Below are 23,346 nucleotides of genomic sequence, written 5' to 3'. Positions count from 1 at the left end.
ACGGGGGACTTGCGATGCAGATGCCACAGCCCAATGCCAGCGTGATCGCGCTAAAAGACCAGCTTGCCGCGCGCTTGCGCAGCGTCATGCCCGCTGATGCGGTTATCACCGACATCGCGGAAACCCGCGCCTATGAATGCGATGGCCTGTCCGCCTATCGCTGCCCGCCCCTGCTGGCGGTCCTGCCTGCGTCCACACAAGAAGTGTCTGACATCTTGCGCATTTGTCACGACATGGGCGTGCCCGTCGTGCCGCGCGGATCGGGAACCTCACTGGCGGGCGGCGCGATGCCAACCGCGGATAGCGTGATCCTTGGCGTGGCGCGGCTGAATGCCGTGCTCGAGACTGATTATGCCGACCGGATCATTCGCGTGCAGACCGGACGCACGAACCTGTCCGTCACTGGCGCGGTCGAGGCAGAGGGTTTCTTTTACGCACCCGACCCGTCGTCCCAACTGGCCTGCGCGATTGCGGGCAATATCGCCATGAACTCTGGCGGGGCGCATTGCCTGAAATACGGCGTGACAACGAATAACTTGCTGGGCGTCACGATGGTGATGATGGACGGCACCGTGGTCGAGATTGGCGGCGGGCATCTGGATGCGCCGGGGCTGGACCTGCTGGGTGTCATCTGCGGGTCAGAAGGGCAGCTTGGCGTCGTGACAGAGGCGACACTGCGCATCCTGCACAAGCCCGAAGGCGCGCGGCCTATGTTGATCGGCTTTGACAGCAATGCTGTGGCCGGGGCCTGCGTATCCGACATCATTAAGGCAGGCGTACTGCCCGTCGCCATCGAATTCATGGACCGCCCCTGCATCGTCGCCTGCGAAGCCTTTGCAAAAGCAGGTTATCCTGACTGCGAGGCGCTGCTGATCATCGAGGTTGAAGGCTCTGACGCCGAGATTGATCACCAACTGGCCCTGATCGGAGAGATCGCCGCACGCCATAACCCCGTGGAAGTGCGCGAGGCCCGGGACGCGGACCAAGCGGCCCGCATTTGGCTGGGCCGCAAATCGGCCTTTGGCGCGATGGGACAGATCAACGACTACATGTGTCTTGATGGTACGATCCCGGTGACGGAACTACCCCATGTGCTGGACCGTATTCGCCAGATGTCGGCTGAATACGGGCTGGATGTGGCCAATGTGTTCCATGCCGGTGACGGCAACATGCACCCGCTGATCCTGTATAACGCGAACCTGCCCGGCGATCTGGAACGCTGCGAAGAATTTGGCGCGGCGATCTTAAAGCTGTGTGTCGAGGTTGGCGGATGCCTGACGGGCGAGCATGGCGTTGGCATTGAAAAGCGTGACTTGATGCACGTGCAGTTCAATGCCGCCGATCTGGATGCGCAGATGGCGGTCAAGGATGTGTTCGATCCGGGCTGGCTGCTGAACCCAGCCAAGGTATTTCCGCTGGATGCGAGCGAAAGTCACCGCGCGGCGTAGCTTGGGGGCCAGCCCCCAAACCCCCGAGATATTTTTGACCAGAAGAAGGCAGGGCCGCGAATGATGCCGACGAGTGAAGACGAACTTTCGGGGATGATCCGCGATGCTTCTGGCCCGATTTCGGTGCAGGGCGGTGGCACGCGAGGTGTATTTGCGGACGGACAAGCATTGTCGACCGCAGGGTTGAACGGGATCACTCTGTATGAGCCCGGTGCGCTGACGCTGGTGGCACGCGCGGGTACGCCGCTATCAGAGATTGAGTCCTCTCTGGCAGCAGAGGGGCAGCGTCTGGCTTTTGAGCCGACAGATATGCGCGCGCTACTCAGCACCAGTGGCGCACCGACCATTGGCGGTATCGTGGCGACTAACGCCAGCGGTCCGCGCCGGATTCAGGTCGGTGCCTGCCGCGATCATCTGCTTGGTGTGCGGTTCGTCGATGGTGCGGGAAATATCGTCAAGAACGGTGGCCGCGTGATGAAGAACGTGACCGGCTACGACTTGGTCAAGTTGCTGGCGGGCGCGCATGGCACCCTTGGCGTCATGACAGAGGTCAGCCTGAAAGTGCTGCCACTGCCGCAAGCTGTTGCGACACTCTCAATCCCGGATCTAGACGCAGCGCAAGCGGTCGCGGCGATGTCGGCCGCGCTTGGCTCGCCCTACGATGTGACCGGGGCGGCGTGGGCGGATGGCGCGGCGATCGTGCGCTTAGAAGGGTTTAGCGATTCGGTGGCTTACCGCGCGGATCGGCTGGCGGAAGAGTTGATGCAGTTTGGTGCTGTGACAATTGGCGATGTAGATTGGTCTGCAGTGCGCGACGCCCGTGCCTTTGCCGGGCTGCCCGGTGATGTCTGGCGCGTGTCGATCCGTCCGTCGGCGATGCCTGCGATGGTCAGTGCCATTCGCGCCGACGGTGACGTCCAAGTTATGGCGGACTGGGGCGGCGGGTTGTTATGGGTTTTGTGCGCGGCGGGGCGCGATCTGCGCACCAGCATCACCAGCGGGCATGCGACCCGGGTGCGGGGCGACGCCAGTGCAGCAATCGCGCGCTTTCATCCCGAACCTGCCGCCGTTGCTGCGCTTAGCCGCGGCCTGCGTCAGCGCTTTGACCCGCGCGGAATTCTGAATGCCGGAGTGATGGGCTGATGCAAACGACATTTACGAAGCAGCAACTGCAAGACCCCGGCACGGCGCGGGCAAATCAGATCCTGCGCGCCTGCGTGCATTGTGGTTTCTGCACCGCGACCTGCCCCACCTATCAGGTGCTGGGGGACGAGCTGGATAGCCCGCGCGGGCGCATTTACCTGATCAAGGATATGCTGGAAAACGAGCGGGTGCCCGATGCGAAAACAGTCAAGCACATCGACCGCTGCTTGTCCTGCCTTGCCTGTATGACAACCTGTCCCTCGGGCGTGCACTACATGCATCTTGTTGATCACGCCCGCGCCTATATCAACGAGCATTACAAGCGCCCTATGGGCGACCGGATGCTGCGTTGGGTGCTAGCCCGCGTGCTGCCCTATCCCGGGCGGTTCCGGCTTGCGCTGCTTGGGGCCAAGATCGCGCGGCCCTTTGCGGGGCTGATCCCTGATCCGCGACTGCGGGCGATGATCCAAATGGCACCGAAGGTGATCCCGCCTGTCAGCCGCAATGATGACCCGCAAACCTTTGCCGTGGCCGCGCCCACGATGCGCGTCGCGCTGATGACCGGTTGCGCCCAGCGCGCGCTGAATACAGACATCAACGATGCCACGATCCGCCTGCTGAACCGTCTGGGGGCAGAGGTTGTGGTGCCAGAAGGCCAAGGCTGCTGCGGGGCCCTGACCCACCACATGGGCAAAGAGGCCGAGGCCCATGCCACTGCCGCAAAGAACATCCGCGCCTGGACCGCGCAGATGGATGCGGGCGGGCTTGATGCGATTGTCATCAACACCTCTGGTTGCGGCACGACGGTCAAGGATTACGGCCATATGTTCCGCAATACCGATCTGGCCGACGACGCCGCGCGCGTATCGGCAATCGCCAAGGACGTGAGCGAGGTCATATTGGACCTGTTGCCAGCCAGCTCGCCCCATATCGACCTGAATGTGGCCAAGGGCGGCATTGCCGGAACGGATGCGAAGCGCCTGCCATCAGAGCCCAGCGTCGAGGGCAGCGGCATGCGCGTCGCCTACCATGCCGCCTGTTCCCTGCAACATGGCCAGCAGATCAAATCCGCGCCCAAAGAGCTGCTAAAACGCGCAGGTTTCACCGTGTTAGAGCCTGCTGACAGTCACCTGTGCTGCGGCTCTGCTGGTACCTACAACCTGATGCAGCCCGAAATCTCTGGCCAGTTAAAGGCGCGTAAAGTGGCCACGCTTAAGGCACTATCGCCGCAGATCGTTGCTGCGGGAAATATCGGCTGCATGATGCAGATCGGCACGGGCGCAGGTGTGCCGATTGTCCACACGGTCGAACTGCTGGACTGGGCAACCGGAGGGCCACAGCCGCCGGCCCTGACACGGCAGATTACTGACAACCCTGTTCCCAATTTGCGCGGGGCGCCTTAATCCAGCCTGAAACCCGTGCGACCAAGGCCGTATGGACCGTTTTATAAGGCAGGGCATGCGTCATTTTCTGGCACTCGTGATGGCGCTTTGGGCTAGCCTTGCCGCTGCGCAGGATACGAACCTGCAATCCCTTGATACCGGGGAAAGCAGCCGTGGCTGGCAATCGGTCGGCCGTTTGGACATTGCGGGTAGCGGATTTTGTACCGCGTCACTCATTTCCCAGACGATGATTATTACCGCAGCGCATTGCGTCTATGCCGACGATGGAAGCCTTATTCCGGCCAAAAACTTTACCTTTCTCGCAGGCCTACGTGATGACCGGGCGATGGCCACCCGCGCCGTCATCAAGGTCACGCCTCATCCGGACTATCGACATCACGGCGAGAAACCACAGGACGGTGCCGTGGCCGTCGATCTGGCCGTGCTTGAACTTGAACGCCCGGTCCGTCTGCCAAGCCTGACGCCCTACGGGATCGGCCCCACACCAACAGTGCAGGCCGATGTGGCGGTCGTGTCCTATGCCCGCGACCGCGCAAATGCGGCGAGCCTGCAGCGGGTTTGTCATGTGCTGGATCAATCACGCGGCGTGCTGATGATGTCGTGTTCTGCCGATTTCGGGGCCAGCGGCGCGCCCGTATTTTGGACACAAAACGGGCAATCGCGCATTGTTGCGATCGTGTCCGCGATGGGCACGTCGAATGGCAAGCAAGTTTCACTTGCTGTGGCGGCGGCCTCTGCCATCGACGCGGTGTTGATTGCGCATCGGTCGAACCAAGGGCAAATCACGCAGGCCCCGCAGGCACCCCAGCCGCGTTTCACCAGCAGCGGCACGCGCAATGACACGGGTGCCAAGTTCGTCAGGCCGTAGCGCCCCCCCCCCCCTCTTGAACCACTGCAAAACGCTCCCCACATCAAGGTCAGGACGGTGCCACAACGGGCCGTCCGTACGATACGCCTGTCCCTTTGCGGGAAGGCGTCACTGTTATCGCTTTGAAAAGGATGACCCGATGCGTAGCTATGATTTAACACCCCTTTACCGCGCCACTGTTGGCTTTGATCAAATCGCCGACCTGATGGACCGCGCTTTGGCCGCCGACGTTGGCCAATCGACCTACCCCCCTTATAACATTGAAAAGACCGAGGATGACGCTTGGCGCATTTCGATCGCTGTCGCTGGTTTTGCCGATAGCGACCTTGGGATCGAAGTGAATGACCGCGCCCTGATCGTGACGGGCCGCAAGTCCGAGGACGAAAGCGCGCGCAAGTTCCTGCATCGCGGCATCGCCACGCGCGCGTTCGAGCGTCGCTTTCATCTGGCCGACCATGTCCGCGTGACGGGCGCGAGCCATGCCGACGGCATGCTGCATATCGATCTGGTCCGCGAAGTGCCCGAAGCGCTGAAGCCGCGCCGGATCGCGATTGAAAAGTCGAACGCAACCCGCACAGATGTTGTGGACGCAAAAGCCGTCAACTGATCCGGTATCAGCGGGCGAACGAAAGGCGGGCCGATTGGCCCGCCTTTTTTTGATCGTTCTAGCAAAGTTTAGAACGTCAATTCAGCCTGATATCCGGTGTCGGGTTGGGTGTCAGTCAAGTTGGCCTTTGCAATTTCATACAGAAACTTAACGCCGCTGGTGGTCGACAGCCAGACCCCCGCCTTGGACGGGGTGAAGGCCAGTAGGCGCAGATCGGGGTCTTGTTTGTCATCCTCGAACCAAGCCGAGGCGACCATGTTCCAGATTTCGTCCAAAACCTCTGTGTCATTGTCATGGGCCAGCGTGCCTTCGACGTTGGCATAAAGGCCGGATTTGGCGTCGGCGATCACAAACCGTGCCTCTGATGAGGCGGCAGATGTGCTATCTACGATCTCTTCGCCTTCGGCGGCGATAAACCAGATTTTCCCATCGCGTGTCTTGCGCAGGTTGGGCGACATTGGCACCAGCTTGCCGTCGCTGGTCAGGCCCAGCATGCCGGCCTGCACGTCGTCTACGCGGTCCCAGAAATCGGCTTTTGCGTCCTTAGTCATGGCATTGATCCTTTTGTGTCCGTTGCCGCAAGAACCCGCCAGAAGGGCGATTTGTTCCTGCGGCAACGGCGCGGCGGATCAGGCGTGTTTGCCAAGGGTGTGGTCGGACATATCCATCACGTCCTCGTTCGATTTTTCCCACTGGCGGCGTTCTTCGTCCGTCGCCTTGGGCGAAAACAGCCCCGTCAGCGCATAGAAGATACCGATCACGGGGGCGGTCCAGCAGGCAAAGGACAGCGGAATATACAGCAGATTTTCCAAATTGCCGTCCATGATGCCAAGCCCCAGCGCAGAGATGACAAAGGCACCGCCCGCGTTCCACGGGATCAGCGGCGACATCAATGTGCCTCCCTCTTCGACCGCGCGGGACAGGTTTAGCGTGGAATATCCCATACCGCGATACAGCGGCGCATACATGCGGCCCGGCAGCGCGATACTGATGTACGGATCACCCGCCACCATATTGGTCGCAAAGGATGTCGCGATAGCAGAGGTTTGCACTGCGCCAAAGCTGCTGACGCGAGAGATGATCGCGTTGATGATCGCCTCTAGGCAGCCTGTCCGTTCCAGCGCGCCGCCAAAACCAAGCGCGATCAGGATCAGCGAAATTGTCCACATCATCGATTGGATACCGCCAGAATTCAGCAAGCTATCGATATCGGCGATGCCGGTGTCGATGCTGTAACCCGACTGCGCAAAGGCAAAGACGTCATGCAGCCCGTAGCCTTGCCAAAAGATCGCAACGGCAGCGCCCGCTAACACACCGGCAAACAGCGACGGCAGTGGCGGGTTCTTGGTCAGTGCCAAGCCAATGACCACAACGGCTGGCAGCAACGGCACAAGACCAATGGCGAACTGGCTTTGCAGCTCTGTCGTGATGGCGGTGATGGCGTCAAAGGATGACCCCTCACTGTCGATCAGCGCGAAGCCCGCGATAAGGTAGATCACCAACGCGATCAGCATCGCAGGAACCGTCGTCGGCAGCATATTCTGGATGTGGTCAAACACCGTGGTGCCGGTGACAGCAGGCGCAAGGTTCGTGGTGTCAGAGAGCGGAGAGATTTTGTCACCAAAGAACGACCCCGACACGACAGCGCCCGCGGTCCAATAGACCGGCACGCCAAAGCCCGCGCCAATGCCCATCAGCGCAAGGCCAACGGTGCCGACCGTGCCCCAGCTGGTGCCCAGCGACAGCGAGACGACAGCACAAAGGATCATGGCGGCCGCGAGGAATATCGAAGGGTTCAGGATCGTCAGACCGTAATAGATCAGCGTCGGCACCGTGCCAGATGCGATCCACGTGCCGATGATCATACCGACGACGATCAGCACTGCGACGGATGGCATCGACACGTGGATCACGTGAAAGATGCCCTCGCGCACGTCCATCCACTTTTGCCCGCGCAACACGCCAAGCAAAGACGTAATCGCAAGGCCGATCACCAGCGGAATATGCGGGGTGAAATCGCCGTAATAGAAAAGTTGAAGCGCCAATAGCCCCAGTGTCAAAACGACCGGCAGAAGCGCCAGCCCCAGTGATGGCAGATTTTTCTCTGACATTGTTCCCTCGATTTTGTTCCTGTTATTGTGAAAACAACGGGAACGTCGGCGGGAAAGTTCCGAAAAACTGGGAACTAAGGGCAGTTTCCTGCCCTTAGCGTTAGTGGGCGGCGGCCCAGTTTGGCCCTTGTCCGGCCTCTACCGCGAGTTTCACATCCAGCTTTACCGCCGGGTCAGAGGCGTTTTCCATGACATCACGGGCCGTCTCGATCAGCTTGTCTTGCGCACCGTCTTCGACCTCGAACAGCAGTTCGTCGTGGACCTGCAGCAGCATCTTGGCGGGCTGGCCTTTGATTGCGTCGGGCATGCGGATCATCGCGCGGCGGATAACATCAGCAGCTGTGCCTTGGATCGGCGCGTTGATCGCGGCGCGCTTGGCAAAGCCGGCTTGCGGGCCTTTGGCGTTAATCTCTGGCGTGTTGATCTTACGGCCGAACAAGGTCTGGACGTAGCCATGATCCTTAGCGAATTTCACGGTGTCATCCATATACGCGCGGATGCCGGGGAAGCGTTCGAAATACCGGTCGATGAACCCCTGTGCGTCGGCGCGCGGAATGCGCAGGTTGCGCGCCAAGCCAAAGCCGCTGATGCCGTAGATCACGCCGAAGTTGATCGCCTTGGCCTGGCGGCGGATGTCGGGTGTCATGTCTTCTAGCGGGACGTTGAACATCTCTGATGCGGTCAGCGCGTGAATGTCGACGCCGTCGCGGAAGGCTTGCTTCAACTCTTCGATACCCGCGACATGCGCGAGGATGCGCAGTTCGATCTGGGAATAGTCTAGGCTTACCAGAACCTTGCCATCCTCGGCGATAAAGGCTTCGCGGATGCGGCGGCCTTCGTCTGATCGAACGGGAATGTTTTGCAAGTTCGGATCGGTCGACGCCAGACGCCCCGTGTTCGCCCCCGCGATGGAATAGGACGTATGAACGCGCCCCGTTTCGGGGTTGATGTGGTCCTGCAGCGCGTCGGTATAGGTCGATTTCAGCTTGGCCAACTGCCGCCAGTCCAAAATACGGCGCGGCAGATCGTGGATGGTGGCAAGGTCCTCGAGCACGTCAGCGCCGGTGGAATAGGCCCCGGTCTTGCCTGTCGCGGGCTTCTTGCCATCCGGCATGGTCAGGTTCAGCTCGTCAAACAGGATTTCGCCCAGCTGCTTGGGGGAGCCTACGTTGAACTTGCGCCCTGCAAGCTCCTGAATCTCATCCTCTAGCCCGGCCATTTTCTGGGCAAAGGCGTTAGACATGCGCGACAGCGTATCGCGGTCAACTTTAATGCCCGCCATCTCCATCTGCGCCAGCACAGGCACAAGTGGGCGTTCCAGCGTTTCATAGACGGTAGTGACGCCTTTGACGTGCAACTGCGGCTTCAGCAGTTCCCACAGGCGCAGGGTGATATCAGCGTCTTCGGCGGCGTATTTTACCGCGTCATCAATTGGCACCCGGTCAAAGGTCACGGCAGATTTTCCGGTGCCTAGAAGCGGCTTAATCGGGATCGGCGTATGGCCAAGGTATCGTTCCGACAACGTATCCATGCCATGGTTATGCAGGCCCGCGTGCATCGCGTAGGATAGCAGCATCGTGTCGTCGATCGGGGCAACGTTAATGCCCTGCAACGCGAAAATCTTTGCGTCGTATTTCATGTTCTGCCCGATCTTGAGGATGCTTTCATCCTCTAGCAAAGGCTTCAACGCAGCGAGGCAGGCGTCGAAATCGATCTGCCCCTCTGCCCGCGCGTCAGAGCCGAACAGATCGTCCTGTGCCGCAGCCTTATGCGCAAGCGGGATATAACAGGCCTGCCCAGCGGTGACGCACAGGCTGATGCCCACCAGATCGGCGCGCATTTCGTTCAGCGATGTGGTTTCAGTGTCGACGGCGACGTAGCCGCGTTCCATGATCCGGTCGATCCAGACCTGCAGCGCATCCAGCGTCCGGACGCATTCGTAGCCGTCCGCATCGAACGGCACCTCGTCCGGGGTCGCAACGTTGGCCACCGGGACGGTTTCGATAACCGGTGCTTCTGCCCCCAAACGATCCGCAATCCGCTTTGTCACAGTGCGGAATTCCATCTCGGCCAAGAAGGCGAGCAGTTTTTCCGGCTCTGGGTCACGGATTTCCAGATCATCCAGCCCAAAGGGCAACGTCATATCGCAGTCCAGCTGCACAAGGCGTTTCGACAGCTCAATCTGGGCACGGTGGTCGATCAAGGTTTGGCGGCGTTTGGGCTGCTTAATTTCGGTCGCGCGGTCCAGCAGGCTTTCCAGATTGCCAAATTCGTTGATCAGCAAGGCAGCGGTCTTAATCCCGATGCCGGGCGCGCCAGGAACGTTATCGACAGAATCGCCAGCCAGTGCCTGCACGTCAACGACGCCTTCGGGCGGGACGCCGAACTTTTCGATCACCGCCTCGCGGTCGATACGCTTGTTCTTCATCGGGTCCAGCATTTCGACACCGTCACCGACAAGCTGCATCATGTCCTTGTCAGAGCTCAGGATCGTCACCCGCCCGCCTGCGTTCCGCGCCATGTGGGACAGGGTGGCGATGATATCGTCGGCCTCAAACCCTTCGATCTCTTCGCAAGCGATGTTGAACGCACGGGTGGCGTCGCGGGTCAGCGGGATCTGCGGGCGCAGATCCTCTGGCATCGCCTCGCGGTTCGCCTTGTACTGGTCGTACATGTCGTTGCGAAAGGTATGGCTGCCCTTATCAAAAATCACAGCGACATGCGTCGCGGCATCAGGGCCCGCGTTATTTTCAATATAGCGCTGCAACATATTCACAAAGCCGCTGACTGCGCCGACAGGCAATCCGTCAGAGGCGCGTGTGAGCGGCGGCAGCGCGTGATAGGCGCGGAATATGAAGGCAGAGCCGTCAATCAAATGTAGATGACAGCCTTTTCCAAACGCGTTGGCCATGGTGAACTTCCTCGTTTGGTCGGTTAAAAGGTGATCGCCCGGGCGGTCTTAATGGTCGTCCGCGCCGTCACCCTCAAGCACATATTTCGCGTCGCAATAGCCGCATTCGACAAAGCCTGTCTCTTCGGGAATCGCCAGCCAGACGCGGGGGTGGCCAAGGCCACCGTCGCCGCCGTCGCAAGCGACCTTGCGGGTGTGAACGATCTTGGTTTCGGGGGCGGGACGTGTCATTGGCATGCCTGTCTGTTGTCGCGGGCCAAACCCGCCATAGATCAGACACGACACTAGCCCAGCACCGCCGCCGGTGCCAGCCCCCGCACGACTGCAAAAGGCAACACCATGACCGACAACGCTATCGAAATCTCCGGCCTGACGAAAACCTACGCCGCCACGGGCCGTTCCCCGGCAAAAGAGGCGCTGAAAGGCATCGACCTGAACATCCCGCGCGGGTCGATCTTTGGCCTGCTTGGGCCGAATGGCGCTGGCAAATCGACCCTGATCAACGTGCTGGCCGGGCTGGTGGTAAAAACGTCCGGCAAGGTGAACATCTGGGGCTTTGATCAGGACGAAAACCCGCGCCAATCCCGCGCCGCCATCGGCATCATGCCGCAAGAGCCCAATCTTGACCCTTTCTTTACGCCGCGTGGATCGCTTGACGTGCAGGCTGGCCTTTACGGCGTGCCCAAAGCGCAGCGCAAAACGGATGAACTGCTGGAACTGATCGGCCTGTCTGACAAGGCTGACGCCTATGCGCGGTCGCTTTCCGGCGGGATGCGCCGCCGCCTTCTTCTGGGCAAGGCGCTGGTCCACAGCCCGCAAATCCTTGTGCTGGATGAACCCACCGCTGGCGTCGATATCGAACTGCGCAACATGCTGTGGCAGAACGTGCGACAGCTGAACGACGAGGGGATGACGATCATCCTGACGACGCACTATCTGGAAGAAGCCGAACAAATGTGCGACGAAATCGCGATCATCAACCACGGTGAAATGATCGTCCGCGACACCACAGCAAATCTGCTGGGCACGCTGGATCAAAAGACATTGGTCATCACACCGGACGCCGATCACCCGAACCTGCCCCCCCTGCCCGGCGGCATCACAGGACAGCGGCGCGACAACGGCACACTGGCGTTCACCTATCAGTCCAGCAAAACCCCTGCGGGCGAAATCCTACAAGCTGTGCGCGACGCTGGAATTACAATCCGCGACGTCACCAGCGAACAGCCTGATCTAGAGGACGTATTCCTGTCCCTCACGTCCGGCCGCTAAAGTAAACGGGACGGCGGGCGGGGCGCCTTGCCCGCCCGCCGGCGGGCAACAGCGCCGGACGGCGTTACTCTGGCAACATCCGGCCCAGCCGCTTTCCGCCCAGAATATGCATGTGGAAATGCGGCACGTCCTGCACACCATGCGCGCGGGTGTTCGCGATGGCGCGAAAGCCGTCATCCACACCGCTGATCCGGCAAACCTCTGCCACAGCTTTCATAAACCCCGCCTGCTCTTCCGCGCTCGCCTCGGCGGCGAAGTGGTCAAGGCTCATGTAAGCGCCCTTTGGGATGATCAGCACATGCACCGGGGCTTGCGGCGAGATGTCTTCAAAAGCCAGTGCATGATCGTTTTCAAACACAGTCCGGTTCGGAATTTCACCGCGCAGGATTTTGGCAAAGATGTTTTGGTCGTCATAGTCAAAGGTCATAGCCGTCCTCAATCAACGAATAGGTAAGGTGTTTCCGCCAACGTGCGGGCTGTCTCGTCAGAGACTTGCAGGAATTCCGCGAGCGCCGGCGCGTTTTCTGCCGGAGTCGCGCTTTCGCGGATACGCAGGTGATTAGGGAACTCTGCGTCTTTAATCTGGTCAGACTCAAAGATCACGTCGGCACGGATCGTCGGTAAAAGTTGCGCCAATGCATGCGCCGGCGTCTCTTCCCCAGCGAGCCCAACACGCCGGGCATGGCCGCTTAGAAAGTCGTCCGACAGCCCGCATTGGATTTCAAGCAGCTTGGTCGTGGACCGATCCGAAAAGAAGTCCTGCATCAAGTCAATATTCGCGGTATCAAGACAAATGATCAGGCGGTCGCTGTCGTAGTAATCAAACAGCATCCGCATCAAGGCACGCCGATGCCGCGTCCGCTTGCCAAGGCTGCCCTGAATGCCGCCTAGGTCAGGCATTTCCGTGCCCTCCTCGTTGAACAGATAGGCTATCGCCGGGGTTTGCGTGTGCGATTTGATCGCCCCCAGCAAGCGTTTGGCGACATGCCATTTCTTGCAGGCGATGATCAACAGCTCTCGCTCGCGGCCCAGCGTGCTTTCCGATTCCCAGAACCGCGCCGCAAAGCGCCGACCAACCCGGCCCCGCCCGGTCAAAAAGGTGAAAAGGCTGCGGCCTTCGTTCGAAATCTTGAACTCCTGCCGATCCGAAGCGTAAAGAATCCCAAGCCTGGCCTTCAGCTCTTTCGCCTCGGGGCTAATCTTGCGGGCGAACAGGGCGTCTTGGCTGAGTAGCAGATCGAAGTGGTCGTTGTAGAACGTCACGGGCATGCCGTAATCGGTAAACATCAAAAACGTCAGGGTGCGCGTTTCGATTTCCTTGCTTGGAATCAAGTGCCGCACCACGGTTTGAAAGAATGTCTCGTCCGGGATCCAAGTCGTGCGGAAAAACCGCATGACGTCGCGCCGGTTCTTGGTGAAATCAAGAAGCGCCTCGATCGTGCGCCGCCGAAGACACCACCACTGCGAACCAATCATAACCTGCACATCCGCAGGCACCGGACGGGTCCAGCCCAGCTTGCGCTGCGCCCAAAAGCTCCAGTAAAATCGCCGCTTTTGCGTGCGCTCATTGAACCAATGGCGATAAATCAAACGCTCTTCTTTAAAGCCCGTTTTGATCCATTCGCTGTCGTAAAAGTCAAAGCTTTCGACATAGTCTTTGTCGTGGCGATCCAGAAAATCATGCGCATAACTGGCCGACTTGATCGCCATGCAGTCGCCAGACACCATGTAAAAATGGGTTGCGCGGGGAAACGCCTCGACCGCGGCCTCAACCGCGTAAAGCGTTGCTTGCACAAGGCTCCACTCACCCCAGCCGCATTTGATCCGGCAGCGTGCAAAGGCAACATTCGGATTGTCATGCAGCGCAGCCTGAATAAGGGCATAAGCCTCTTTCGGGGCGCGGGCATCAAAGTGAATCGCGATGCAGTCACCAGCCGCCGTCAGTTGCCGGGCCTGCTGGATGATCGCATCAGGGTCTTTGTGGCAGAGAAGAATAAAAGCGATTTTTGCCATGAAAAGGCCGTTATGCTCCAGTTTACCGACGTCCATAGCCGTCATAGCGTGAACGGCCCCTGAACATACAGGGTTTCTTTGCATTTCCCAGTCCACTAAGACAGGACCGGAAGCGACTTTCGGCAGTTCAGTCCGAATAGGAAGGGTAGACACGATGGGTTTTCCAGGCACCTGGATGACGGAAAGCGAAAGCATGGTTTACCGCGTGGTGCCAAAGTGCGCCTGCTCGACCATCGGTCAGATCATGTACTACTCGGACCACGGCACGTTCTTTGATGGCGACATCCACGACGCTCAGGCTGGCATGCACAAGTGGGCGATGGATGACAGCCAGCCGCTGATTAATGCCAACGTGAAAGCGCATAAAAGCTATGCCTTCACCTGCGTGCGCAACCCCTACACCCGCATCCTGTCGTCCTTCTTTGACAAGATCTGCGGCATCCAGCGCAATGGCCGCCGCTATCGCGGGAACCTTGTCCCGCTGCTGATCCAAAAATACGGCATTGAAGTCGGCGATCCCGAAACCGGGTTTGAATTCGATCAAATCCAATCATTCCGCCGCTTCCTGCTTTTTGCCCGCGACACCATCCGCTGGCGCCGCCCGATGGAGCCTGACATCCACTGGTCAGCAATGTCAGGTCACATCTCGACGTTCATCGTGAATGGCGGCACCTATGACAAAATTTTCTGGACCGAAACCTTCAACGACGGGATGCAGGACGTGCTGTCTGCCGTCGAAACACCGCATAAAGTCGATCTTGCGACGATTCCGCGCTTCAACGAAAGCGAAGGCCACGGCCCAAAGCGGCTGCACAAAGTGTCAGACTATTTCGACGACCTGTCGATGCATCTTGTCTATGAAATCTATAAGAAAGATTTCCAGCTTTTCCGTTATGATTTCGAAAACCCAGACAACAAGATGCCAACGGGTGAAATCGACCTTGCAGAGGTCCATGCCAAGCTTGGCGAGTAGTTAAGGACGCACCGCAGCAGGGGGGCTAGCCCCCCGCCGCCTTCGGCGTCACCCCCCAACATATTTTTATTCGGGTGAAATTAATCCCCTATTAAGCTCAATGGCATTGGATAGGCGAGCGGTACAGGCAGACATGCCGATGACCGCTGACGGTGAAAGCCGCCATTCCAGGGTGCGCACCAAGTGACAAAGTCTGGAATGGCGCACCCACTTAGGTTTTCACCCGAACAAAAATATGTCCGCCGGAGGCTTCTTCCGTTCGATTTCTGATCGACATCTGCAGCGGCACCGCTACCTCCTGTCATGCACAAATCAGGACGGTTGGGACATGGCTGCAGTACTTATTCTGGGTTCAGGCCCATCCGTCATGGATTGCGAGCATTGGGAAAGAGGGCCATTCGACCGCATTGTCGCGATCAACAATGCTTGGCGTGTGCGGCCTGATTGGGATGATCTTATCCATCCAAGCGATTTTCCGGTGGAGCGCAGACCTTCGTCCTTATCGGCATCCCAACACATCGTTACTGCAAACGCATATGTCCCAGCCCAAAACGACTTTGGCGGGTTTGTCTATGCAGGGGGGACGATGGCATTCACAGCGGGGTACTGGGCGCTGTCCGCGTTAAAGCCATCGGTGATGGCCTTCTTGGGTTGCGATATGGTTTACCCTGCTACTGGCCCTACTCATTTTTATGGCACCGGCGCGCCCGACCCCTTGCGACAGGACGTCACCCTGCGATCGCTTCCGGCAAAGTCGGCGAGGCTTCAGATCATGGCGGCGCGAGCGGGATGTGCGTGTATTAATTTATCGACGGCGGACAGCCAATTGGTGTTCCCCCGCGGGAATCCGAGTGGCCTTCCTGCCGCAGCGCTTCCCTATGACCAAGCAATCGCCGCACGTGCGGATGCGGAGGAAGCGCGGCTGAACTATTACGTCCCCAGCGGCAAATACTGGAAAGAAGAAGATCGCTTTGATCCGGCCGCGATTGATGCGCTGGATGCAATGTGGCTTTCAGCCGTTCAGAACTCTTTGGCATCGTAGGCGCAAAGATCGCGGATCAGGCAGGCCCCGCATTTTGGCTTGCGCGCGACGCAAGTGTAGCGTCCGTGTAGGATCAACCAGTGATGCGCATGGCGCTGAAAATCTGCGGGAACGTGGTCCTCGATCTTGCGCTCAACAGCGTCGACATCTTTGCCCGGCGCGATGCCGGTGCGGTTACCGACACGAAAGATATGGGTGTCCACAGCCTGCGCCGGGTGGCCCCACCACATATTCAGCACCACATTAGCCGTTTTGCGACCAACACCTGGCAAAGACACCAAGGCCGCGCGGGAATTGGGGACCTCTCCACCATAGTCGTCGACGAGGATCTGGCTTAGCTTGATGACGTTCTTCGCCTTCTGCCGGAACAGGCCGATGGTCTTGATATGCTCTGTCACGCCGTCAATCCCCAACGCCAGCATCTTCTGCGGCGTATCGGCGATAGCGAACAGATCGCGCGTCGCTTTGTTGACGCCCTTGTCAGTGGCCTGCGCCGACAGAGCCACAGCGACAACAAGGGTATAGGCGTTTACATGATCAAGCTCGCCTTTCGGCTCGGCCTCGGCCGCTTCAAACCGGGTAAAGATTTCGCGGATCGTCTGATAGTCGAGTTGTTGTGTCATACGCGCTTTGTGCCCTGCCCCGGCACCTAAGCGCAAGTTCCGGGTCGCCTGCTGCAGCGGTAATCCTTAAGGTTAAGATCATGGAACTTGCACCTTATCATTACGATGTCATGGCGCGGGCGATCGCACTGATTGATGACCGCGCGGGCACGCCACTGTCCCTGACAGAACTTGCCGAGTCCCTTGGCATGAGCACCAGCCACGTGCAGCGCGTATTCACCACTTGGGTTGGGGTATCGCCCAAAAGGTATCAGCAGTTCCTAGCTTTGGATCACGCAAGAGAGTTGCTGCGCAATAATTTCACTACATTAGACGCCGCAGCAGAGGTCGGCTTGTCCGGCAGCAGTCGCCTGCATGACCTGTTCATCCGGTGGGAGGCAATGACACCCGGGGAATTTGCCCGCAAAGGTGACGGGCTGACGGTGTTCTGGGGATGGTTCGACAGCCCCTTTGGCCCGGTCCTGTCGATGGCGACAGACAAGGGGCTTTGCGGTTTGGCTTTTGCGGCAGAGTCGGGTCCACAGGCAGCGATGGCTGACCTTACCGCGCGGTGGCCCGCCGCGACTTATATCGAGGCACCGGACAGTATTGTGGAATGGACGCAGGCCGCATTGACCGGTGTGGGCGAAGCGCGGCTTTTGATGATCGGCACTCCGCTTCAAATCCAAGTCTGGGAAGCGCTTCTGCGCATTCCGTCCGGGCATGTGACGACCTATAGCGAGATCGCGAAATGCATCGGCCGGGACAAGGCCGTGCGCGCCGTCGGCACGGCTGTCGGGCGTAACCCTGTCAGCTTGCTGATTCCTTGCCACCGCGCCCTACGCAAATCGGGGGCGCTGGGTGGGTATCATTGGGGTCTGCCAGTGAAACGAACCCTTCTGGCGTGGGAGTCGGCACGTGAAACACAATCGTTAGATCAGCGGAACCTTGCCTGATAGTTGCGCGTTATTGGATAGCGTGGATGATTGCGGCATATAAGCCCAATCACCATACCCGGAAGACCGGGGCATTAATGAAAGAGATTCGCATGATCACCATGACCCGTTTGAACCTGACACTCGCAACCGCCGCACTGGCCCTGACGACAGCCTGCGCTGGCACCGGCGGCCCAAATGACAACGTTATGACCGGCCAAGGTGCTGCCATTGGCGCGGGCCTGGGTGCCTTGGTTGGCGCTGCTACTGGCGACGACAAGAGTGAGCGTATCCGCAACGGCCTGATCGGTGCATCCTTAGGTGCCGCTGCTGGCGCAACTGTCGGCAACCAAATGGACAAGCAAGAGCAGGAACTGCGCAACCAGTTGGGCGGCAACGTCGGCATCGTGAACAACGGCCAGAACCTGACCGTGACCCTGCCACAGGATATCCTGTTCGCCACGAACTCCACCTCTGTTTCCGGTGCGGCGCAAGGCAACTTGGCGACACTGGCCAATTCGCTGCGGCAGTACCCGAACTCCACCGTCAACGTGATTGGTCACACCGACGATGTGGGCGATGCAGCGTTCAACTTTGATCTGTCCCAGCGCCGCGCGCAGGCCGTGTCCGCTGTTCTGGCCAACTACGGTGTGTCCAACGCACGTATCCGGTCCATCGGCCGCGGTGAAGACCAGCCCGTCGCAACGAACCTGACCGCCGAAGGCCGCGCGCAGAACCGCCGCGTCGATATCGTCATCACGCCGAACTAAACCACGCTTTTGCCGTGACGACACATCGGGCTGCCCTTCGGGGTGGCCCTTTTTGTATGTGACATCGCGAAATTGGTTATATATCCTGACCACCTTAGGTCAGGGAATGTTATGCCGTTCGAGCGTGTTACTCAGGAGAAGCTATCTATCGGCATCGCCCGCCAGATCGAGGATCTGATCCTGCGCGGCATACTGCGCCCCGGTCAGCGCCTGCCGTCAGAGCGCGAGCTAAGCGAGCGGATGGAGGTGTCGCGCCCGTCCCTGCGCGAGGCGCTGGCTGACCTGCAGCATCGTGGCTTGCTTACGGCACGGGCTGGGGCGGGTGTCTACGTTGCTGACGTGCTGGGCAGCGCCTTTGCCCCGGCGCTGATTGATTTGTTCGCCGATCACCCGGTCGCCTTGTTCGACACCATCAGTTTTCGCCGCGACATGGAGGGGCTGGCCGCCGTTCGCGCCACCAAGCATGGCACCGATACGGATCTTGCCGTCATCGATACGATTTTCAAGAAAATGGAAGCGGCCCATCGCAAAGCTGACCCCACGGACGAGGCGCAGCTGGACGCCGATTTCCACCTCGCCATCATCGAGGCGAGCCACAACATCATCCTGCTGCATATGATGCGGTCGATGTATGATCTGCTGCGGCAGGGCGTGTTTTATAACCGGGCTGTTATGTTCCAGCAGCGTTTAACGCGCGGCGATCTGGTTGGGCAGCACCGTGCCATCAACGTCGCGATCCAAAACCGCGATGCGGCAGGCGCGCAGGCTGCGATCAATGCGCATTTGGACTACGTGCAGCACGCGCTAGAGGATCAGCAAACAGCGATTCAGAACGAAGGCTTCGCCCGCAAGCGTCTAGATATCGAACGCCAACGCTAGAAACGAAAAAAGCCCCGGCGCTATTTGCGGCCGGGGCTTTTTACTAAGTTGGTCAGACGCAGCTTAGTGCATCTTTGCCTTCACCGTGGCGATCGACTCGTCGATCAGCGCGTTGGCGCGGGCAGCGTCCATGTTACTGGCAATCACGTCCTTCGCGGCAGCGACAGCGACAGTCACAGCACGGTTCTGCACGTCCTTGACAGCGGCAGCGCGGGCGCTTTCCAGCTGCTCTTCAGCGCTTGCCAGACGGCGGGCGATGGATGCAGCGATGTCGTCCTTAGACTCTTGCGCAGAACGCACTGCTTCGGTGCGGGCGTTGGCGACGATGCGGTCAGCCTGCTCTTGCACTTCTTTTTGCTTACGCTCGTACGAGGCCAGCAGCGTCTGTGCTTCTTCACGCAGAGCACGGGCTTCGTCCAGGTCAGACCGAATACCATCAGCGCGCGCATCGAGCATCGCACCAATCTTCGCCGGAATTTTCATGTACATCAGGATCGCGATGAACAGGATGAACGCCAGCAAAACGATGAAGTTCGTGTTCCGCAGCGAAAAGAAGGGACCCGTCGCAGCCATGGCGGGGGACGCCAGAACCGTGAACAATGGGATCATCAGATAACGCATGGTTTACCCTTTCATCCGGTTTGCGACAGCCGCGTCGATTGCGACCTGATCGGCGTTTGTGCCCATGGCAGCGACGAGCGCTTGCGCGACGTCCTTTGCCACGATGGCGACGTTGTCAGTCGCACTGGCACGGATTTCGGCGATATTCGCCTCTGCCGCAGCGGTCTGGGTCGCAATCTTTGCATCGGCCTCGGCCAATGCTGCGTCCAGGTCAGCCTGCGCAACTGCGCGGGCTTCGTCACCGATACGGTTTGATTCTGTACGGGCGTCAGCAAGGGCCTTTTCATAGACCGCTTCAGCCTCTGTTGCGCGCAGTTTAAAGTCTTCTGCGGCAGCAAGATCATTTGAAATGGTGCCCGACCGTTCCGCCAACACACCGCTAATGCGCGGAAGGGCGATCCGGGACAGGACCAGATAGATCACGACTAGCGCGATCAGAAGCCAGAAAATCTGGTTCGGAAAAGTCGAGAAATCAAGCTGCGGCATGCCCGCTTCGACTTCTTGTGCGACGTCTGCAGTAGCCATCTGTGTCCCCGGTTACCGTTGGTTTCAACGATCCGACGCGAGGGTTGCCCCGCGCCGGAAAGTCGTAAGGATGTTGTTCAGCGTATTAGGCTGCGAACATCAGCAGCAGAGCGATGAGGAACGAGAAGATCCCCAGTGCTTCTGCGAAGGCCAGGCCGATGAACAGCGTCGCAGTTTGCGAAGCAGCGGCCGAAGGGTTGCGCAGTGCGCCAGCCAGGTAGTTGCCGGCAACGTTGCCAACACCCAGAGCGGCCAGACCAGTACCGATGCCTGCGAGGCCGGCACCGAGGAATTGACCCATGCTTGCGATATCGCCTTCCATAATCTTATCTCCTTACGATGGTGGAATTGCGTTGGTGGTTCGTAGACTTACTTGTGGTCCTTGGCTCAGTGAGCCGGGTGCAGTGCATCCTTGAGGTACACACAAGTCAGAATGGCAAAGACGTAGGCCTGAATACCGGCCACAAGGACCTCGAGGCCATAGATGGCTGTGATCGCGAGGATCGACACAGGGCTGACGATCGCGAGGCCAGCGAATGCGGCGAAAACCTTCATGACGGCGTGACCAGCGGTGATGTTACCGGCCAGACGGACAGAGTGGCTCACGGGGCGCACGAAGTAGGAAATCAGCTCGATCACGGCGATGATTGGGCGCAGGAACAGCGGTGCCTCGGACATCCAGAACAGCTTCAGGAAAGACGGGCCGTTCAGAACGAAACCCAGGATGGTCACACCGAAGAACACGCCGAAACCAAGAACCGCTGTCACAGCGATGTGGCTGGTGGTGGCAAAGGACATTGGCAGCAAGCCAAGGAAGTTGGCGAACAGGATGAAGACAAACAGTGTCATGACATAAGGGAAATACTTCAGACCCTCTTTGCCGCAGACATCTTCGACCATCTTGTGTGTGAAGCCGTAGAACAATTCGCCGACCGACTGAACGCGGCTCGGGATCGTGGCGCGGCCACGGGAACCGACAACGAACAGCAGGACAACGCAAAGGACGGCCAGCGCCAACCACAGCGTTACGTTCGTCGGGGTGTACCAATGCACAGCGCCGTCACCAAACAATGGCTTAACAATGAACTGGTCCAGCGGGTGAAACACCAGGCCGCCAGCGTCATGCGCTGCATCGGCACCCTGTGCCACTGCGTCGCCGCCGTGGGCCGCAGTCGCTTCTGCGCCGTGGGTCGCTGCTTCGGTCGTCTCGGTTGCCGTATGACTAGCCACGTGTGTCACCCTCGTTCTTGGCAGTCGGCCCCTCTTGGCCCGCCAGTTGTTTCTTCTGCACTTCGTCGGCAGACCTGATCATGGTTTTGATACCAGCGGCCAGACCCAACAAAACGAACAGCACCAGAAAAAGCGGAAGAGTTCCAAAGAACCGATCCAAACTGTATCCGATGCCAAAACCGATCCCAAGACCGGCGACAAGCTCGATCACCATCCGCCAGGCAAGCTGCCCTTGGTAGTGACCGTCGGTTTGACCATTATCCTGCGCGACTGTGCGCCGGGCCGCCAATTTCGCCTCTAACGCCTGAAGGCGAGTGGCATGGTCGGCTGGGTCCGGGCTGTCTGACACGCGGTAAATGTCCCGTAAATTACTTGGCTTCGTCTAAGCGGCGTGGGGCTGCGAGTCAAGGCAGGGGTATATTGCCCCAAACGCCTGAAAAACATGACTTATCCTGAACAGAGATTCGGCAAGTCGACCGCCAAACACCCCTATTTCCGCATATATCAAATTCAACCAATCGGTTGACGATTACCGCAACGCGCCCCTAATGGCCGCATGACACAAGATCTGGACACAACCTTTGCCGCACTGGCCGACCCAACGCGCCGCGCCATTCTGGCGATGCTGCTAGAGGACGATATGGCCGTCACCGATGTGGCAGAGCCATTCCAGATGTCGCTTGCTGCGATCTCGAAACACTTGGGGGTGCTGTCTGCTGCTGGTCTGATCTCTCAGGAAAAGCGGGGCCGGGTCAAATGGTGCAAGCTGGAACCGGACGCTCTGCGCTCTGCCGCGGTGTGGATGCAGGGGTTTGGCCAAATTGGCGGGATCGACCTTGATGCCTTCGAGGCGTTTTTGGACCAGCAACTGCAAACGGGTCCAGACGTAAAAAAGGCCGTCCGATCAGATGATCAGGACGGCCCATACTCGTAAAAGAAAACGGGTTTACCGAAGACCAAACAGGCTCAGGACGGCCAAGACGACGACGACGAGGCCAATGATGTAGATGATGCTGCGCATGGGGTGTTCCTTATATTATCTGTGAGCAAACACGCATCCGTGAGCAAAGTTCCCTACCGATCTGTATTAGTTTAATCGGTTGTTAGCTGTGTCACTGGTCGCAAGCGCAGTTGGTTGCTTGCTTAGCTGTACCGCCAGAATGCCTGCCGCGATGATGATGACACCTACGACATCAAGCGGGCCGATTTGTTCACCCAGAAACCCGGCAGCAATCACGACCCCAAGGAAGGGGTTCAAGAAGTGGAACGTACTGGCGCGCACGGCACCGATCCGGCCGACCAGCAAAAACCAAACCCATGTCGCCGCAAGCCCAGGGATCAGCGTTGTATAAAAGAACGCAGCGATCAGCGTCCAATTCCAGTCCACGACAAAGGGTTCAAAGATGACAGCGGGGATCGCGGTCAAGATGGCCCCCACCAGCAGTTGCAGCCCGACAATCGCCAGCACATTGCCGCCAGACGACGCGCCCATCACGGCCAAGGTTGCCGCGGTCAGGGAAAAGACGCCCACGATCAGCAGGATCAGCCCCAGCACATCGGTGCCCCCCGACAACCGCGCGCCCATAATCAGGACCACGCCTATAACGCCCGCAGCCAGCCCCGCGATGCCGAGTGGGCGCACGCGCGTGCCAAACAGCAACCATCCTGCGATCGCCACAAGCAGCGGCATGGTCGACGCGATGATCGCCGCCAGTGACGCCTGTACGGTCTGCATCGCGACAAAGTTCAGGCCCAGATACAGCGCATTCTGGCACAGGCCAAAGATCACGACCCCGGTCCATTGCCGCTTTGTCAGGCGAAACGACTGGCCCAGCGCCCAAGCAATCGCGCAGCCCAGCAAACCTGAAATCAGAAACCGCAGCGACAGCGCCGTCAGCGGCGGCGCGTATTGCACGATAATCCGCGCCGAGGTGAAGGCAGAGGACCACATCGCGGCAAAAGCGAAGCCCATGAAAAGAGACTTGAAATCCAT

General features: G+C 59.1%; 25 protein-coding genes. 12 read left to right on the top strand and 13 right to left on the bottom strand.

What is annotated here, in order from left to right:
- Positions 1-14: 14 nt before the first annotated feature.
- The 5 genes from BM131_RS04715 to BM131_RS04695 all read left to right on the top strand — a co-directional run bounded on the left by BM131_RS04715 (position 15) and on the right by BM131_RS04695 (position 5,469).
- Positions 15-1,448 (top strand): FAD-linked oxidase C-terminal domain-containing protein, encoded by a 1,434-nt coding sequence (locus BM131_RS04715; RefSeq protein WP_090186337.1) that lies wholly within the window; start codon positions 15-17, stop codon positions 1,446-1,448.
- 60 nt (positions 1,449-1,508) lie between these two features.
- Positions 1,509-2,591 carry an FAD-binding protein gene (locus BM131_RS04710; protein WP_090186334.1) on the top strand — a complete coding sequence of 361 codons (1,083 nt, stop codon included), beginning with the start codon at positions 1,509-1,511 and terminating at the stop codon, positions 2,589-2,591.
- Positions 2,591-3,994, top strand: coding sequence for a glycolate oxidase subunit GlcF (gene glcF / locus BM131_RS04705; protein ID WP_090186332.1), 1,404 nt, complete (start codon positions 2,591-2,593; stop codon positions 3,992-3,994). Before BM131_RS04710 ends, glcF begins: the two co-directional genes overlap by 1 nt.
- A 55-nt stretch (positions 3,995-4,049) precedes the next feature.
- Positions 4,050-4,862 carry a trypsin-like serine peptidase gene (locus tag BM131_RS04700; protein WP_245754132.1) on the top strand — a complete coding sequence of 271 codons (813 nt, stop codon included), beginning with the start codon at positions 4,050-4,052 and terminating at the stop codon, positions 4,860-4,862.
- Between the two features lie 139 nt (positions 4,863-5,001).
- On the top strand, positions 5,002-5,469 hold the full coding sequence (locus BM131_RS04695) for an Hsp20 family protein (RefSeq protein WP_090186327.1): 468 nt from the start codon (positions 5,002-5,004) through the stop codon (positions 5,467-5,469).
- A 68-nt stretch (positions 5,470-5,537) separates the two neighbouring features.
- Here the strand turns inward: BM131_RS04695 and BM131_RS04690 are convergent, their stop codons facing one another.
- From BM131_RS04690 to BM131_RS04675, 4 genes are all read right to left on the bottom strand, one after another.
- Positions 5,538-6,020, bottom strand: coding sequence for a pyridoxamine 5'-phosphate oxidase family protein (locus tag BM131_RS04690; RefSeq protein WP_090186323.1), 483 nt, complete (start codon positions 6,018-6,020; stop codon positions 5,538-5,540).
- A gap of 78 nt (positions 6,021-6,098) precedes the next feature.
- Entirely contained in the window at positions 6,099-7,580 is a 1,482-nt protein-coding gene (gene nhaC / locus BM131_RS04685) for a Na+/H+ antiporter NhaC (protein ID WP_090186320.1), read from the bottom strand.
- A 100-nt stretch (positions 7,581-7,680) separates the two neighbouring features.
- Entirely contained in the window at positions 7,681-10,491 is a 2,811-nt protein-coding gene (polA, locus tag BM131_RS04680) for a DNA polymerase I (RefSeq protein WP_090186317.1), read from the bottom strand.
- A gap of 48 nt (positions 10,492-10,539) precedes the next feature.
- A complete protein-coding gene (locus BM131_RS04675; protein WP_090186315.1) occupies positions 10,540-10,722 on the bottom strand; it encodes a zinc-finger domain-containing protein in 183 nt (60 codons plus the stop codon).
- 108 nt (positions 10,723-10,830) lie between these two features.
- Here BM131_RS04675 and BM131_RS04670 point away from each other — a divergent pair, with 108 nt between their 5' ends.
- The gene (locus tag BM131_RS04670; protein ID WP_090186312.1) at positions 10,831-11,763 is read left to right on the top strand and encodes an ABC transporter ATP-binding protein; all 933 of its coding nucleotides are present in this window, start codon (positions 10,831-10,833) and stop codon (positions 11,761-11,763) included.
- A gap of 64 nt (positions 11,764-11,827) precedes the next feature.
- Here the strand turns inward: BM131_RS04670 and BM131_RS04665 are convergent, their stop codons facing one another.
- On the bottom strand, positions 11,828-12,190 hold the full coding sequence (locus BM131_RS04665) for an HIT domain-containing protein (RefSeq protein ID WP_090186309.1): 363 nt from the start codon (positions 12,188-12,190) through the stop codon (positions 11,828-11,830).
- A gap of 8 nt (positions 12,191-12,198) precedes the next feature.
- Entirely contained in the window at positions 12,199-13,776 is a 1,578-nt protein-coding gene (locus tag BM131_RS04660) for a DUF5928 domain-containing protein (RefSeq protein WP_090186634.1), read from the bottom strand.
- A 154-nt stretch (positions 13,777-13,930) separates the two neighbouring features.
- Here BM131_RS04660 and BM131_RS04655 point away from each other — a divergent pair, with 154 nt between their 5' ends.
- Both BM131_RS04655 and BM131_RS04650 read left to right on the top strand, forming a co-directional pair.
- Positions 13,931-14,749 carry a sulfotransferase family protein gene (locus BM131_RS04655; RefSeq protein WP_090186306.1) on the top strand — a complete coding sequence of 273 codons (819 nt, stop codon included), beginning with the start codon at positions 13,931-13,933 and terminating at the stop codon, positions 14,747-14,749.
- Between the two features lie 328 nt (positions 14,750-15,077).
- Positions 15,078-15,791, top strand: a complete 714-nt coding sequence (locus BM131_RS04650; RefSeq protein ID WP_090186303.1) for a hypothetical protein — start codon at positions 15,078-15,080, stop codon at positions 15,789-15,791.
- On the opposite strand, the gene nth is transcribed toward BM131_RS04650, so the two are convergent.
- A complete protein-coding gene (nth, locus tag BM131_RS04645) occupies positions 15,770-16,414 on the bottom strand; it encodes an endonuclease III (protein ID WP_090186300.1) in 645 nt (214 codons plus the stop codon). The genes BM131_RS04650 and nth overlap by 22 nt on opposite strands.
- An 80-nt stretch (positions 16,415-16,494) precedes the next feature.
- On the opposite strand from nth, the gene BM131_RS04640 reads away from it, so the two are divergent.
- The 3 genes from BM131_RS04640 to BM131_RS04630 all read left to right on the top strand — a co-directional run bounded on the left by BM131_RS04640 (position 16,495) and on the right by BM131_RS04630 (position 18,977).
- Positions 16,495-17,349, top strand: a complete 855-nt coding sequence (locus BM131_RS04640) for a methylated-DNA--[protein]-cysteine S-methyltransferase (RefSeq protein ID WP_090186297.1) — start codon at positions 16,495-16,497, stop codon at positions 17,347-17,349.
- A 92-nt stretch (positions 17,350-17,441) separates the two neighbouring features.
- The gene (locus tag BM131_RS04635; RefSeq protein WP_372803695.1) at positions 17,442-18,098 is read left to right on the top strand and encodes a YiaD family glycine zipper/OmpA-like lipoprotein; all 657 of its coding nucleotides are present in this window, start codon (positions 17,442-17,444) and stop codon (positions 18,096-18,098) included.
- A gap of 111 nt (positions 18,099-18,209) precedes the next feature.
- Positions 18,210-18,977: a FadR/GntR family transcriptional regulator gene (locus BM131_RS04630; RefSeq protein WP_090186292.1), complete on the top strand. Its 768-nt coding sequence runs from the start codon at positions 18,210-18,212 to the stop codon at positions 18,975-18,977.
- A 63-nt stretch (positions 18,978-19,040) separates the two neighbouring features.
- Here the strand turns inward: BM131_RS04630 and BM131_RS04625 are convergent, their stop codons facing one another.
- From BM131_RS04625 to BM131_RS04605, 5 genes are all read right to left on the bottom strand, one after another.
- Positions 19,041-19,598, bottom strand: a complete 558-nt coding sequence (locus tag BM131_RS04625; protein WP_090186289.1) for a F0F1 ATP synthase subunit B — start codon at positions 19,596-19,598, stop codon at positions 19,041-19,043.
- 3 nt (positions 19,599-19,601) lie between these two features.
- Complete coding sequence (locus BM131_RS04620; RefSeq protein ID WP_090186285.1) at positions 19,602-20,123, bottom strand: F0F1 ATP synthase subunit B'; 522 nt, start codon at positions 20,121-20,123, stop codon at positions 19,602-19,604.
- A gap of 85 nt (positions 20,124-20,208) precedes the next feature.
- A complete protein-coding gene (locus BM131_RS04615) occupies positions 20,209-20,445 on the bottom strand; it encodes a F0F1 ATP synthase subunit C (RefSeq protein WP_090186282.1) in 237 nt (78 codons plus the stop codon).
- A gap of 65 nt (positions 20,446-20,510) precedes the next feature.
- Positions 20,511-21,272 (bottom strand): F0F1 ATP synthase subunit A, encoded by a 762-nt coding sequence (locus BM131_RS04610; protein WP_090186631.1) that lies wholly within the window; start codon positions 21,270-21,272, stop codon positions 20,511-20,513.
- A 73-nt stretch (positions 21,273-21,345) separates the two neighbouring features.
- Positions 21,346-21,702, bottom strand: coding sequence for an AtpZ/AtpI family protein (locus tag BM131_RS04605; protein ID WP_090186278.1), 357 nt, complete (start codon positions 21,700-21,702; stop codon positions 21,346-21,348).
- Between the two features lie 207 nt (positions 21,703-21,909).
- Between BM131_RS04605 and BM131_RS04600 the strand changes: the two genes are divergently transcribed.
- Positions 21,910-22,287, top strand: a complete 378-nt coding sequence (locus BM131_RS04600; RefSeq protein WP_090186276.1) for an ArsR/SmtB family transcription factor — start codon at positions 21,910-21,912, stop codon at positions 22,285-22,287.
- Positions 22,288-22,440: 153 nt separating this feature from the next.
- On the opposite strand, the gene BM131_RS04595 is transcribed toward BM131_RS04600, so the two are convergent.
- Entirely contained in the window at positions 22,441-23,346 is a 906-nt protein-coding gene (locus tag BM131_RS04595) for a DMT family transporter (protein WP_090186273.1), read from the bottom strand.

Origin of the sequence: Loktanella salsilacus (assembly GCF_900114485.1) — a bacterium.
Classification (GTDB): domain Bacteria; phylum Pseudomonadota; class Alphaproteobacteria; order Rhodobacterales; family Rhodobacteraceae; genus Loktanella; species Loktanella salsilacus.
The sequence above is the reverse complement of the archived record's forward strand: the minus strand, read 5'-3'. Positions and strand labels throughout refer to the sequence as shown.